The organism is Clostridium sp. CM028 (assembly GCF_030585565.1).
Classification (GTDB): Bacteria; Bacillota; Clostridia; order Clostridiales; family Clostridiaceae; genus Clostridium_AD; species Clostridium_AD estertheticum_B.
On sequence record NZ_CP077766.1, the window covers coordinates 328,236 to 342,685 of the forward strand.

At 30.2% G+C, this 14,450-nt stretch carries 14 protein-coding genes; 12 read left to right on the forward strand and 2 right to left on the reverse strand.

Features of this window, described 5'->3' with window-relative positions; all coding sequences use genetic code 11:
• Window positions 1–62 precede the first annotated feature (62 nt).
• The 3 genes from KTC94_RS01580 (at window position 63) to KTC94_RS01590 (ending at window position 2,685) form a co-directional block, all read left to right on the forward strand.
• Window positions 63–596 (forward strand): phosphoglycerate mutase family protein, encoded by a 534-nt coding sequence (locus KTC94_RS01580; protein ID WP_220319527.1) that lies wholly within the window; start codon window positions 63–65, stop codon window positions 594–596.
• A gap of 135 nt (window positions 597–731) precedes the next feature.
• Entirely contained in the window at window positions 732–1,265 is a 534-nt protein-coding gene (locus tag KTC94_RS01585; RefSeq protein ID WP_220285854.1) for a MaoC family dehydratase, read from the forward strand.
• A 517-nt stretch (window positions 1,266–1,782) separates the two neighbouring features.
• Window positions 1,783–2,685 carry an alpha/beta fold hydrolase gene (locus KTC94_RS01590; RefSeq protein ID WP_304518669.1) on the forward strand — a complete coding sequence of 301 codons (903 nt, stop codon included), beginning with the start codon at window positions 1,783–1,785 and terminating at the stop codon, window positions 2,683–2,685.
• Window positions 2,686–2,961: 276 nt separating this feature from the next.
• On the opposite strand, the gene KTC94_RS01595 is transcribed toward KTC94_RS01590, so the two are convergent.
• Window positions 2,962–3,897: an RNA ligase family protein gene (locus KTC94_RS01595; protein ID WP_220319528.1), complete on the reverse strand. Its 936-nt coding sequence runs from the start codon at window positions 3,895–3,897 to the stop codon at window positions 2,962–2,964.
• Window positions 3,897–4,709, reverse strand: coding sequence for a Ku protein (locus KTC94_RS01600; RefSeq protein ID WP_216303710.1), 813 nt, complete (start codon window positions 4,707–4,709; stop codon window positions 3,897–3,899). Before KTC94_RS01600 ends, KTC94_RS01595 begins: the two co-directional genes overlap by 1 nt.
• A gap of 432 nt (window positions 4,710–5,141) precedes the next feature.
• On the opposite strand from KTC94_RS01600, the gene KTC94_RS01605 reads away from it, so the two are divergent.
• The 9 genes from KTC94_RS01605 to KTC94_RS01650 all read left to right on the forward strand — a co-directional run bounded on the left by KTC94_RS01605 (window position 5,142) and on the right by KTC94_RS01650 (window position 14,419).
• The gene (locus KTC94_RS01605) at window positions 5,142–6,002 is read left to right on the forward strand and encodes a DMT family transporter (protein WP_165413377.1); all 861 of its coding nucleotides are present in this window, start codon (window positions 5,142–5,144) and stop codon (window positions 6,000–6,002) included.
• A gap of 27 nt (window positions 6,003–6,029) precedes the next feature.
• Entirely contained in the window at window positions 6,030–7,784 is a 1,755-nt protein-coding gene (locus KTC94_RS01610; RefSeq protein ID WP_216303708.1) for an N-6 DNA methylase, read from the forward strand.
• Window positions 7,785–7,861: 77 nt separating this feature from the next.
• Window positions 7,862–8,104 (forward strand): acyl carrier protein, encoded by a 243-nt coding sequence (locus tag KTC94_RS01615; RefSeq protein WP_220285848.1) that lies wholly within the window; start codon window positions 7,862–7,864, stop codon window positions 8,102–8,104.
• Complete coding sequence (locus tag KTC94_RS01620) at window positions 8,101–8,223, forward strand: hypothetical protein (protein WP_258280665.1); 123 nt, start codon at window positions 8,101–8,103, stop codon at window positions 8,221–8,223. Before KTC94_RS01615 ends, KTC94_RS01620 begins: the two co-directional genes overlap by 4 nt.
• Before the next feature lie 35 nt (window positions 8,224–8,258).
• A complete protein-coding gene (locus KTC94_RS01625; protein WP_258876383.1) occupies window positions 8,259–9,578 on the forward strand; it encodes an AMP-binding protein in 1,320 nt (439 codons plus the stop codon).
• A 25-nt stretch (window positions 9,579–9,603) separates the two neighbouring features.
• Entirely contained in the window at window positions 9,604–10,716 is a 1,113-nt protein-coding gene (locus KTC94_RS01630; protein ID WP_216303706.1) for an acyl-protein synthetase, read from the forward strand.
• On the forward strand, window positions 10,713–12,017 hold the full coding sequence (locus KTC94_RS01635; RefSeq protein ID WP_220285847.1) for an acyl-CoA reductase: 1,305 nt from the start codon (window positions 10,713–10,715) through the stop codon (window positions 12,015–12,017). Before KTC94_RS01630 ends, KTC94_RS01635 begins: the two co-directional genes overlap by 4 nt.
• Before the next feature lie 28 nt (window positions 12,018–12,045).
• Entirely contained in the window at window positions 12,046–12,456 is a 411-nt protein-coding gene (locus tag KTC94_RS01640; protein ID WP_220285846.1) for a MaoC family dehydratase, read from the forward strand.
• Window positions 12,457–12,613: 157 nt separating this feature from the next.
• A complete protein-coding gene (locus tag KTC94_RS01650) occupies window positions 12,614–14,419 on the forward strand; it encodes a sigma 54-interacting transcriptional regulator (protein WP_216303704.1) in 1,806 nt (601 codons plus the stop codon).
• Window positions 14,420–14,450: the final 31 nt, after the last annotated feature.

The following is a 14,450-nucleotide window of genomic DNA, read 5'->3' on the forward strand; positions in this document are numbered from 1 at the left end:
TTTACCGTGACATTCTACGATACATAAACAAGTGCATAAAATTGCGAATTATTGGAGGAGAAATGAATATAGGATTGGTTAGACATTTTAAAGTTAATTGTTATACAAAGATGTTTATGACATCAAATGATTTTAAGCAATGGGTAAAACAGTATGATAATAGTAATGTTATAGAAAATAAATTTAAAATAGGAAACATAAAATGGGATAAATGTTTTTCAAGTGATTTATCAAGAGCCATTAAAACTTCACAATCTATTTTCAAAGGTGAAATAATAAAAACTCAATTATTAAGAGAAGTGCCTATGGCCCCGATATTTAATACCAATATAAAAATACCTTATATATTTTGGTGTATAAGTGGAAGATTTGCCTGGCTTTTTCAGTGCAAATCTCAAATAGAAAATAAAAAAGATACTCAAAAACGAGTGAATGAGTTTTTGGATAGTATTAAGGATGAATCAAATAACAATATATTAATTGTTTGTCATGGTTTCTTTATGAACACATTACAAAAGGAATTTAAAAGTAGGGGTGCTAATGGACAAAATATAAAAAGACCTAAAAATGGTAAATTATATTTATATAAAAAATAATTAATTCGAATTTTTTTAAATTACGCCAAGAAATAAATACAAAAAATATGTGGTAATAATTATATTATTAAATATATACTTTAGGTTGTAATTTTGTGTGAAGTTAATAATTATGAAGATATAAGGAGAATAAAAATGATAGATTTATTTAGAGCATTTTCTACAACAGAAGATTTTTTTTATGACGGTGCATTTATTGCTAAAGCAAAATATCAACGTTTTAAGCTAAAATTAAATGAAGAAACTTATAGAAATGAAGTTGTAAAAAGTAATAAAAGGCTTTGTATAGCCAACTGTAGTGGATATATTGAAAATGAAATTGCAGAGACATTAACAGTATATTTAATGATGAATGTAACTGTTAAAGAATCTGTTCAAACAGAAACTATTCAAGACGGGGAGACTTTATGGCGTAATTTCTCAAAAGAAGAAATCGCAGATTTTAGTCATCTAACAGGAGATACTAATTCTATTCATCTTTCTGAAAATCCTGTTGTGCAAGGCTTGTTTATTTTGAAAGAACTTTGTAACAAAACTCAAACAAATAAAATAGAAGTAAAATATATTTATCCTGTTTATGGTGATAATCCAATTTATTTAAAACATGAAGGAAATCTTACCAAGGGTTTTAGTAATGGTATATTATGCTTTCAAGCAACCCTATTTTAAAATGTTTTTAATTCGTAGTTCTCATAAAGTTCGGTGCGACAAGAAGTCGCTAAATAGTAGTGTTTCGTGAGAAACTGCGTTAGTTACTAAACGTATCCCCGCTCGAAACTGCACTCTGAGTAATCGGTTTGTAGGTTTAATGAGAGTTAATTACCTAATGTTATTACTTTCGCATAAGTAATGCTGGGTTAGGGGAAAAGTGGAAAGTAGAAACGAAAGTTGAATCTTTGTAATCTCCGCTAATGAAGATAAGTGTACTGCGGTATAACGGGCTTATTATGGATATGAAAGATTGAAGCTTACCCATTTGAATCTACTAATAGTGGAACTTGATAAGCCTTTTGTATTCCTCGTTAGAGGTAGGGTAATCTAAAGAAAGCTACAATATTAAGTTGGGAATAGCTATATTTATTTTAAGGGGGAGTTTATAAATGAATTTACAAACAAAAAAAAAAGAATCGAACTAAAAGGTGTAAAACGATTCAGACAATATGTATTTAGGGTCTTAATTTGTATAGTGGTTATTTTATTAATTGGTTTTTTATATGAAAAGATTGGAGAGTATAATGATGCTAAAAAATATTCTCCAGTAGGAGAAATGATTGATGTAAATAATCATAAAATAAATGTTTACAGTAAAGGTAAAGGGAATGTTACTGTAGTTTTTTCATCGGGTACGAATACTCCAAGTACATATGCAGATATGTACTCTCTTTATAACGAAATTTCAAAATATAATAAAACAGTTGTTTATGACAGACCAGGACATGGATGGAGTGAGGTAACAGATGTGCCAAGAGATACAGATTCTCTTGTAAAGGAAATGCACACTGCTCTAATAAAATCAGGGCAAAAATCACCATATATATTAGTTGGTCATTCATTTGCATCATTACCACTAATAAGATTTACACAAATTTATAAAAATGAAGTAGCTGGGTTAGTGCTTATAGATGGTGCCAATCCTGAGTACTATGCTAAAAATGATTCGCAAATTCCCAATAGCACAATATCTAAGTATAAGCTGCTAAAGGGTACGGGAATAGCAAGGTTAGCACTTTACCATACAGATTACATCTCAAAAAATTTAAAGTTATTGCCTAATAATTTAAAACAATTATATTTAGGAATGGCTCTAAAAACTATGTATAATAAAAATATTATTGATGAATTTAACATGTCAGGAGCGGATGCAAAAACCGTTTTAGCAAACGGTCATTTAGGAGATATACCAATTAGAATACTGACTTCTGAAAATAGCAGTCTAGATGCAGAATGGGAAAATAGCCAGGAAGCCTTGAAAGATTGGTCTACAGATAGTATGCAAATGGTCGTTAAGGGTTCAACCCATGCTATACATCAAACTGCTCCTGATGTTATAAATAATGAAATAAGAAAATTGATAGAAGGCCAGATGTAAAAGGTACATAGGTTTAATGCAGTGAAATGCGCAAATACGATAAAATAAACGAAATTAAGGAAAAAAATAGTTGAAATGATTTGAAATTTCAATGTAAAATGTAGCCTAACAGTTCTGTTAGGCTGCATTTTTTGTTTATCAGCATACTTATCGGAAGTGATTCAAAATAATAGTTGTTGATGTTGAATAGTACTTGAAATCTTTTCTAATGAGTATTGAGACTAGGTTTATTATTAGTAATAGAAACTAGTTTAAACAAAAATAATTTTATAATAATTATTCTACGATACAATCTTCAGGCTCTTTATCGTTCCTCAAACATTTGAATACGGGTTGACGCAAGGAACCGTTTGCTGTTTTCATCATATATTTTACGGTGCATACAAGCCTAGGTTGTATCCACACTGCATTATCGTTTCCAGAAGGCAAATCAGTAAAAGGGTGTGTGATTATTCCGGGCATGGATTTTATTAATTGAAAGTCTCCGGTCGATATTCCCAGAGTGACATGGCCTTTGTATACCAACCCTTTGCTTGAATATTGACCAAGTACAATGCTGATTACACCGGTTTGCTTAAAAATGAAACCACACACTATAAAATCATCATCCAGAAGATTTTTAATTTTAATCCAATCCTTAGTGCGTTTGTCTAGATAATATTTACTATCCTTACTCTTAGCTACTATGCCCTCCAATTCATTTTGTTTAGCAATCTTATAAAATTCAACCCCTCGCTTCTCAATATATCTAGAAATAGCAATGCGCTCATTTTCATTAATAGCTTTTTCAAGTAGCTTTTTCCGCTCCATCAATGGCAAATCTGTAACCTGTTGATCATCATAGTAGAGAATATCAAAGGCTGTGAAACTGGCTGGTAATTTAGATGATGCAAGTTGTATTTTAAAGGTATTTGACATCAGAGATCGCCTTTGAATTTCATAAAAGTCTGGTTTGCCGTCTTTAATAACGATTAACTCACCATCTAAAATGCAACGGTGATTTATCTGCTTGTGTATATTCGACAATTCTGGTACCTTTACAAGCATCTTTATATTTCGTTTGTTACGTAGTTCTGTCATGTCCTTATCTAAATAAGCGATACATCGTTCACCATCAAGTTTTAACTCATAAATATAATTAGGGCTGTCAAATGCCTCTTGTATTTCACCGATTAACATAGGCTTAATGTTTTTATTATCAAACAAATCCATTATGCACCTTTTGGAGTTCTTTTACGTTTTTCTTTATTTGTTGGAGTTTCTTTTACTTTATTTTGCTCGATGCTTGCTTTTAATGCGTCCATAAGATTAATAATATTACTTGGTGTCTCGGGTTTGGAAGCAACGATCTCTTGACCAGATATTTTAGTTTCCAGTAACTCGCGTAACTTTACCTGGTACTCATCCTTATATTCTGCCGGATTAAAAGGAGTGGCCATTGAATTAATTAATGCCTTTGCCATAGTAATCTCAGCATCTATTATTTCGGGTTTATTATAAGATTTGGGAAGGTCTTTAATCTCATCTTCATAGTACATTTTCGAGATTAGTATTCCATCCTCACGTGGGATTATAGCGAGTAAGGTCTCTCTTGTACCCATTACAGTTTTGCCAATTGCAATTTTTTGCTCGCTCATAAGCGCTACACGTAAAAGTTCAAAAGCTTTATCACCGCCAGCCTCAGGAATGGCTTGATATGTTTTGTCGTAAAAAATAGGGGAGATTTGATTAAGTTGTGCAAAGTGCATTATCTGTATTGATTTTTCTTTTTCGGTTTTGATTTTTTCTAAATCATCATCGGTTATGACTACATAATGATCTTTGTCATATTCATATCCTTTGGTAATATCTTTAGTTGTAATTTCCTTGCCGCAATGACTACATGATTTTTTGTATTTTATTCTTGAATTGTCATCTTTATGAAGTTGATTAAAATGTATGTCGTTATCTTGTGTTGCGGTATACATGGATATTGGTATAGCAACAAGGCCAAATGAAATAACTGTTTTATGGGCTATAGCCATTTTTAACACCTCACTTTTTTAATAGTATAACCATAACTTAACTTATTTACTATTTGTTTTCCCACCAAATAATCTATTTAAAATATATATTACAAAATAAGTATGCAAATTTGTTTACTATATCAAAGGAAGATTTAAAACTGGGTTCTTAAAATAGCTATGAATAGCTGTAAAGATTATTGGAAAAGTGCCTATATTAAAAATAATATACTTCAAGATTTTAAAAATGGCTTAGGGTAGTTGACATTAATTTTAAATGAGCAATCTGTTAGCTAACTCGCTCGTTTATAGATATATCGATTATTTGTAAAAAATTTATTTAAATGATGAAAAATTAACATAAAGATGGTACAATTTTAGTAGCTATTAAATTGTTATTTACTTAAGACCACAGCTTCGCGAAGACGATTTAATATACCAAGGGGGATTAACATGGAAAAAACAAAAGGAATTTTATATATTGTTTTATCTGCAATTGCTTTTGGGTTTATGCCAATACTCGCAAAATTGTCATATAGGGGAGGGGCAAATACATATACCACATTAGCGCTTAGGTTTTTTTTTGCGTCAATTATGCTATTATATTATTTGAAATATAAAGGTATATCTTTAAAATTAACTAAAAAACAATTATTTTTAGTATTAACCACAGGTATGTTTGGATATTCACTTACATCTTGTAGTTTATTTATGTCCTACAATTATATAAGTATTGGATTGGCGAGTATGATTTTATATACACACCCTGCTATTATTACTTTATTGTCATATATGTTTTATAAAGAAAAGATAAAAGCTAGAAAAATCATTTCTTTAATTATTTCCTTAATAGGTATTTATGTTTTAATCGATAAGGGAAGTGTTAGCTTTAATTTAAAAGGAATAATATTGGCAGCTATGGCTTCGCTGCTATATTCAATATATGTGCTAGGAGTATCTCTTAAAGAAATTAAAGCTATCAACAGTTATGTTTTAACTTTTTATATCTCGTGTTCAGCTGCTGTTATTATGTTTATAGCAGCAATCACTACTGGTAATTTTAACATGCATATTTCCTTTTATGCACTTGTGGCAATTTTATTATTAGCATTCATATCTACAGTGGTGGCTTTAATGGCATTCTTAGAAGGGGTTAGAATAGTAGGGCCTTCTAATGCTTCAATTCTTAGTACTATTGAGCCTATAGTTGGGTTAATACTAGGAATACTAATTTTAAGAGAACCTATATCAGTTAGAATTGTAATTGGAAGTATATTGATTATTATGTCAGTCGTGATATTAACAAAAGAATAATTTAATTATATAGAATGGAGATAATAAATGCTTGACTTGTTAAAACAGAAAATATGTGAATTACATAATGTTATTTTAAGCCCAATAGATGATATGTTCAAAATAACTGCTTTAAAAAATTATAAAAGGGAAATAGAAGGAACACAGCAAAAAAGTTTTGGTGAAGTTTATTATGAGTTTATTAAAAATAATAAAGAAAAAGGCACAGTATACACTCCAGAACCTATAACTTCTTATATGATAGAAAACACCATAAAAGCAGAACAGATAATAAAGAATCCGTACATAAAAATTGTGGATCCATCTTGTGGAACTGGCAATATATTAATTTGCTGTTTTAAATTTCTTAGAAATTTATATAAGGATAATTTAAACCTAATAAATGAGAAAAATGGGTTGAATTTAAATGTTCAATGCATTGATGAACATATAATAACACATAATTTGTATGGCTTTGATATTGATGATATAGCTGTGAAAATCCTGATTATAGATTTATATGATTTAAGTCAGGGGAGCATAGCCAGTAATGTTGTTAACAAGGATTTTTTATTATATGAAAGTGAACATAAATATGACGTGTTCATAGGAAATCCACCCTATGTGGGTAAAAAATCTATAGATAATGAATACGCAGCTTATTTAAAAATTCGATATAAAGAAGTGTATAGAGATAAAGGAGATCTATCCTATTGTTTTTTCAAAAAAGCATTAGAAGACTTAAACGAGAAGGGAAAGCTGACTTTTATTACTTCGAGGTACTTTTTAGAATCACCTAGTGGAGAGGATTTAAGGAAGGTTTTAAAAAAACTATGCACGATAGACAAAATTATAGATTTTTACGGGAGAAGACCATTTAAAAACGTAGGGATAGATCCTGTAATAATGTGTATAACGAATTGTCAAAATGATGATAGTAAAATTGAAATTATAAAACCTTCTAATGTAAAAAACAAACATAAAAAAGAATTTTATAACAGTGTATTTTTAAAAAGTGGGAATGAATTTAATAGTTTTCTTCTTAATAAAAGTCAATTAAATGACAAGGGTTGGATTCTAATAGATGAAAAGGATAGAAATATAATAAATAAAATAGAGCAAAGAAGTTTTACTCACTTAAGTAATATTTGTAATAGTTATCAGGGAGTAATAACTGGGTGTGACAAAGCGTTTGTAGTAACCAATGATATTGCTCTAAGGAGAAATATTGAAAAAAATATAATAAAACCTTGGATTAAGAGTAGTTACATAGAAAAAAATGAAGTTTCAAGACAAGATAGTTACATAATATATTCAGATTTAATCCATAACACGCATGATTATAATAATGCTATAGCCTATATTGAATTGCAGAAGGAAAAGCTACTAAAAAGAAGAGAATGCCAAAGGGGTATTAGAAAATGGTATGAACTTCAATGGGGTAGAGATCAAAACATATTTGAAGGCGAAAAAATAGTTTTTCCATTTAAGGCAAGCAGTAATAGATTTGCTCTTGACAAGGGAAGTTATTTTAGTGCGGATGTATATGCATTGATATTAAAAGAAAATGTTCCGTTTACCTATGATTTTTTATTATATCTATTAAATAGTAAAATCTATGAATTCTATTTTAAGACCTTTGCAAAAAAACTAGGTGAAGATGCTTATGAGTATTACCCAAATAATTTAATGAAATTATGCATCCCAATTATTATAGATTTTAAGGGTAAAGATGAAAATTATTTATATGATTATTTTCACTTTAGTGAAGAAGAAAAAAAGATTATACTTGGGGAAGTATAATCTTTTTTTTTGATGGAAAAGTTGGCATATATCTTGCTGTATATAAAATAAATTATTAATATTTAGGAGGAATTATTGTGAGCAATTTGGAAAAACTAAACAAGGTGTTATGTGATTTATTTGATTTCAAAAAAGTAGAGGACATAAATGATGATTTTGGACCAGATGAAATAGAATCTTGGGATTCTTTAGGCCATGTAGAACTTATAACAAGTTTAGAGGAAGTTTTTGATATAGCTTTAGATGTAGTGGATATCTCCAGAATGTATACCATAGGTGATATTAAGAAGATAGTTGAAAAATATGGTGTTCAGATATGACATTTACAGATTATGTTTTTGAGTTTTCATCAAAACTGGATAAAACTTCTGTAATTTTTAAAGATAAAATAAGTTATGAGGAAATTTTTAAAAATGTAAAAAAAAAGCTTCTTTTATAAAAAGCAAGAAATTTTTTAAAAAGGATGCTGTACTTCTGGTTTCAGAAAATTCTGATTTTTTCATTGAAAATTATTTTGGAATAATTAAAAGTGGAGCTATTTGTGTTCCTATTAACCCAGCTTTAAGTAGCAATGAGATAAAGTATATTGTAGACTCTCTAGATATTAAGCTGATTTTCACTCAAAATAAATTTATTGAAAAAATAAAGCAATTGGTTCGTGAAGACGTTGAAATTTATACAGATATCATTGAATGTAATTTTACTTATGCACATGAAAACAATTATAGTGAGGATATAGATATACAAGAAGATGTGGCTGTAATACTTTTTACTTCCGGTTCCACAGGAAATCCTAAAGGGGTAATGCTTACTCATTATAATCTGATGTATAATACAAATTCTATAATAGAATACCTGAAACTTACAGAGCGAGATAGAGTGGAAACAGTACTTCCTTTTTATTATTGCTATGGGACTTCAATTTTGCATACACACTTTAGGGTAGGGGGAAGCCTTGTAATTAACAATAAATTTATGTTTCCGCAAACAGTTGTTGAGGATATAAATAAGTATAGTTGCACAGGTTTTTCAGGGGTCCCTAGCACTTATCAAATACTGCTTAGAATGACTGATATAAAGAATACTAAACTTCCAACCTTAAGGTACATAACTCAAGCTGGGGGAAAGCTCTCAGATAATTTTATTAAACAGCTTATAGGTATTCTAAAAGGAGTAGAAATTTTTATAATGTATGGTCAGACTGAGGCTACGGCAAGGTTATCATATTTACCGTCATATTTAATTAATGAAAAGATGAATTCCATAGGACGTGGAATTAAAGGAACGGAGCTTTTGGTTTTAAATAGTGAAGGAAAGCGAGTGAAATCTGGAGAAACGGGTGAGGTTGTTGCCAAGGGTGGAAACATAATGAAGGGATATTTTAATGATAAGGAAGAAACGGATAAAGTTCTAAAGAAAGGATACTTATACACGGGGGATATAGCAAAAGTTGATGATGACGGGTATATATATATAGTTTCAAGAGAAAAAAATATTATTAAAAGTGGTGGGATTAGAATAAGCCCTAAGGAAATAGAAGCCATAATATTACAAATTACAGAGGTAGTGGAATGTGCAGTTATTGGAGTGGAAGATGATATTTTAGGAGAATCAATAAAAGCCTTTGTAGTATTAACAGAAGATAACCACTATATGGATTTTAAATATATATTAGACTTTTGTAAAAATCAGTTACCATCATATAAAACTCCAAGGTATATAGAATTTTTAAAAGAACTTCCCAAAAATTCTTCTGGCAAAATTTTAATAAAAAAGCTCAAGGAGCTTAAGTAAAAGAAATAGTAAGAGGGTGAAGTAAGTGGAGGATTTAGAATTAATAGATGAACTAGTGCTTGGAGCGCAGTTTAATATAGAGCTGAAAAAAAAGGAAAAGTTGCTTTTAAATATTATGTTACCTCAATTAGAACACAATAAGGAAAATTTAAGTATAAAAGCTATGTATAATAAATTAAATGTAGACATTAATAAAATTAAAACGTTAGAACAGGTACCATATATCCCTGTAAATATGTTTAAATCTTTCCATCTCAGAATATGTAAGGAGGAGCAAGTAGTTAGGGTGTTACAATCTAGTGCTACCACCACAGGAGTTCCTAGTAAAATATATTTGGATAAAAAGACTTCAATAAGACAAACGCAAGCTTTAATAAGTACGTTAACAAGTTTTTTAGGAAGAATGCGAAGACCGATGCTTATTATAGATAACGCAGACAGTAATAAAAGAGGGAATGGAATGACTGCACGTGGTGCTGCTATTAGAGGGGTAAGCACTTTTGCGAGCAAGATGTTTTATATTATGGATAAAGAAGAAGGGGAACTTAAATTAAATATAGATAGGCTTCGCGACTTTGAAAGAAAATATAAAGATGAGGAAGTTTTAGTTTATGGATTTACTTATATAGTGTGGTCGAAATTTTTAAAAGTATTAAAGCAGGAAGGAATAAAATTAGACATGCCAAAGTTAAAGCTGTTACATAGCGGAGGTTGGAAAAAACTTATTTCTGAAAAGGTGGAAAAGGAAGTGTTTTCAGAGACTGCTGCGCAGATATTTAACACAAGTAAAGATAATATTATAGACTTTTATGGAATGGTGGAACAGTTAGGAGTAGTTTTTATTGATTGCCAGTGTGGGCATAAGCATGTACCAAATTTTGCAGAGGTTATTATAAGGGATATACAGACTTTAGAAGAAGTGAATTTTGGTGAAGAAGGGCTTATAGAGGTTATGAGTGTTTTGGGCTCTAGCTATCCATCGCAGGCTATTCTTACTGAGGATATTGGGAAATTTATAGGCGTGGATGATTGCCCTTGTGGTAGACGAGGCAAGTATTTTAGATTTAAGTCACGAGTAGACAAGGCTGAAATTAGAGGCTGTGGAGATACATTTGCAGAAAGGGAGGTAGGTAAATGATAAATTGTTACGAGCTAAATGGAGAGTTTTATGAAAAGGGACTAAAATTTGAGGACTTTCATGAATTAGAAACTTGCTTAAATAAGAATTTCAATAAACTTCATGAATTCCCAGTGCAAGTTATAATACTTATTATAAATGAATATAGCAAGAGAATTGCAATAAACAGAGAAATATTAAGAATGGAAGGGGTTCCGTTCTTATGTTTTTATTTAAAGAAAATAAATATGGAAAAACAGTTAAAACTTAACTTATCAAATATTGAATATCTAAATAATTTTGTGCAGGTAGAGAATGAAAAATACATCAAAGCACAGCCAAAGGGTTTAGTGTGTCATTGGATGGCTGGGAATGTACCTACCCTAGGTATCTATTCAGTGATTCAGAGTATAATATGCAAAAATAGTAATATCCTAAGAGTATCTAAAGAAAGTGTCAGTACAGTATATGAACTATTAAAACTTTTGGACAATATTGAGGTTGAGTATGGCGGGGAAGCTTATTCTTCTAAGATTATATTGAAAAATATTGCCCTTGTTTATTTTAATAGTGGCGATAAGTATCTTAATTCTCAAATGTCTTTAAAAGCCGATGCACGAATAGTTTGGGGTAATAAAACAGCAGTAGATGCTATTTCTCTTTTACCTAAAAAAACTACTTGTAAGGATTTAATTTTTGGGCCTAAGTATTCTTTTGCAGTTTTTGATAGATCAGCTATTGAAAGTGATGACTTTGAAGAATACTTAGAAAATCTGGTTACAGATATAATTGCATTTAATCAAAAATCATGTTCTTCACCTCAGGTATTGTTTTTAGAGAAAAGTAAACTAACTGTAGAAGAAATAGCGAAAATATTAAGTCGGAAATTTGAGAAGATTACTAAAAGATATACTAATTTAGATTTAGAGGAGGCTATAGCTGCTAAAATAATTAATAAAAGAGGTGAATATCTACTAAGTATCAATAAGCTTACTTATATGAGTAAGGGACTTCAATATACAATACTAATTGATAGTGAAGTAAAGCTTGAAGAAGCAATTACAGGACGAACTATATTTATAAAAGAGGTGGATGATATATTGGATGTATGCCCTTTAATTACTAAAAACATACAAACCATTGGGATAGCCTCAAAGAATAGTAATAAGACTTTAGAGTTTGCAGATAGAGTGACGACTTTTGGAGTAGATAGAGTTGTGAAAATTGGATACATGAATTTCTATGATTCTCCATGGGATGGAAGTTTAATAATAAGCGAATTAGTTAGGTGGTGCTCCCTTAATACAAAGGGAATGATTTAAATCCTATTTTGCAATGGGGGGGGAGAAAATGGCAGATTTTAAAAGTTTTTATGTAGGTCAAAGCGAGGAGTATATAAAGAGATTTACAGAGGCTGAAGTAGAATCTTATGCAAGAATTACTGGAGATTATAATTATGTGCATATGGATGAGGAAAAAGCTAAAAAATCATTTTTTAAGGGTAGAATCGTTCATGGACAATTAGTTGGAGGAATGATTTCAGCTTTGCTTGGAACAAAATTACCTGGAGGCGGTAATATATATTTAAGGCAGAGCTTCGAGTTTTTAAAACCAGTAAGAATTGGGGATACAATCAAAGCGAAGGCTATTATAACTAAAATAAATGAAAAAAAGAAAATACTATTACTTGACACATTTTGTCTAAATGAACAAGACGAAATAGTTATAAAGGGAAAAGCTGAGGTTTTAGTATTAAGATAATCTATAATTGAGAGAATGGCATAACATATATACGTTTTACTTAAAACAGTAGTTGAATAGTCACATTAAATTATGCTTTTTCTGATATAATAAAATTAAGCTATGTAATCTATAAATAATGAATAGCTTAATTTTTTATAGATTGAGAGGTGTTTTTATGAAAGTAAGGGATGTTATGATAAAATGTGATTTCATACTTAAAGAAAATAATACTTTTTATGAGGCGTCGCAGTTATTTAGTAATAATGAAGTTGAAGTTATACCTATATTAGATGAAAAAGAAATTTTGGTTGGTGTTATAACGAAAAATGACATAATTAAGAATTTTATTGAGGGTACAAGCCCTAATATATGTATTAAATATCTTTCACGTGGTAAAGAAAATATTATCAATGAGGATGATAAAATACAGGATTATGTTGATGCGAAGGAAAGTTATTTGGGAGTTGAAAATTCAGTTGGTAAATTTGTTGGCTGTTTTAGTGTGAATAATATGTTAAAGCGAGGTTTTGATAATCAATCAGAAAAAATAAGTGAGCTAAAGCAAAGATTAAATTGTACGGAAGAATGTGGCAATGCAATCCTTAATTGCACAGAATTAGATGCAATTATTGAATCGTCATTTGATGGTATTTACATAACCGATGGTAAAGCTAATACGTTAAAGATTAATAAATCTTATGAAACCATAACAGGTATACAAAGAAAAGGTATGATTAATAGGAATATGTATGAACTTGAAAAAGAGGGATACATATCTAAATCAGCTACTCTTATGGTATTAAAAAATAGAAAATCTAATACCATTGAGCAGGAATTTAGTACTGGTAAAAAAGTATTGGTTTCTAGTAATCCTATATTTGATGATAAGGGTAATATAAGCATGGTGGTTACAAATGTACGAGATATAACGGAATTATACGAATTAGAAGAACAGCTAACTAAAAATAGGAAGCTTACAGAAAAGTATTATTCAGAGATAGAAACTATGAGAATTCAATATTTAAATTTGTCAGATATGGTTGCTAAGGATAAAGCGATGATAGATTTATTGGAGGTTGCTAAAAGAGTAGCTAGTGTGGATACTACTGTTTTAATATTAGGAGAAACTGGAGTTGGAAAGGAAGAAATCGCTAAGTTTTTACATAAAAATAGTACGAGACAGAATAAAAATTTTATAAAAATTAATTGTGGAGCAATCCCTCAAAATCTTATAGAATCTGAGCTCTTTGGATATGTAAAAGGGGCGTTCACAGGGGCTAATAAGGAAGGCAAAATGGGACTTTTTGAAGTAGCAGATGGAGGTACAGTTTTTTTGGATGAAATTGGAGAACTTCCTTTGAATATACAAGTTAAGCTACTTAATGTACTTCAAGAGGGCGAAGTGGAAAGAGTGGGGTCGGTTAAATCAATTAAAATTGATGTAAGAGTATTAGCAGCTACTAATAGGAACTTAGAAGATATGACTAAAGAGAAATCATTTAGATCAGATTTATATTATCGTTTAAATGTGGTCCCTCTTACTATCCCACCACTAAGGGATAGGAAAGAGGATATTGTTCCTTTAGTCCAACATTTCTTATCTCAATTAAATAAAAAATATAACTTTGAGAAAACTTTCACGATTGAGGCGATGAATACACTTTATAATTACAGTTGGCCGGGTAATGTCCGTGAACTTAAAAATATTGTAGAAAGGGTTATAGTGATGAGTAGTAGTGATAAAATATTCCAAAGTGATTTGTCGATTAAAACCTCTTCGAATGTTATGGAGAGAAATATTGAATGCGGGGATGCATGTAATTTAAAAGAGGCAGTTGGAAAAGTTGAAGCTAAACTTATTAGCCAAGCGTTTGATAATGCTGGTAATGTCAGGGGTGCTGCAAAAATACTTGGAATTGATGCCTCTACTTTTGTTAGAAAGCGTAAAAAATATTTTGGAAAAGAAGCGTTGCAAAAATGAAACGTGTTGCAAAAATGCAAAAACAAGTAAT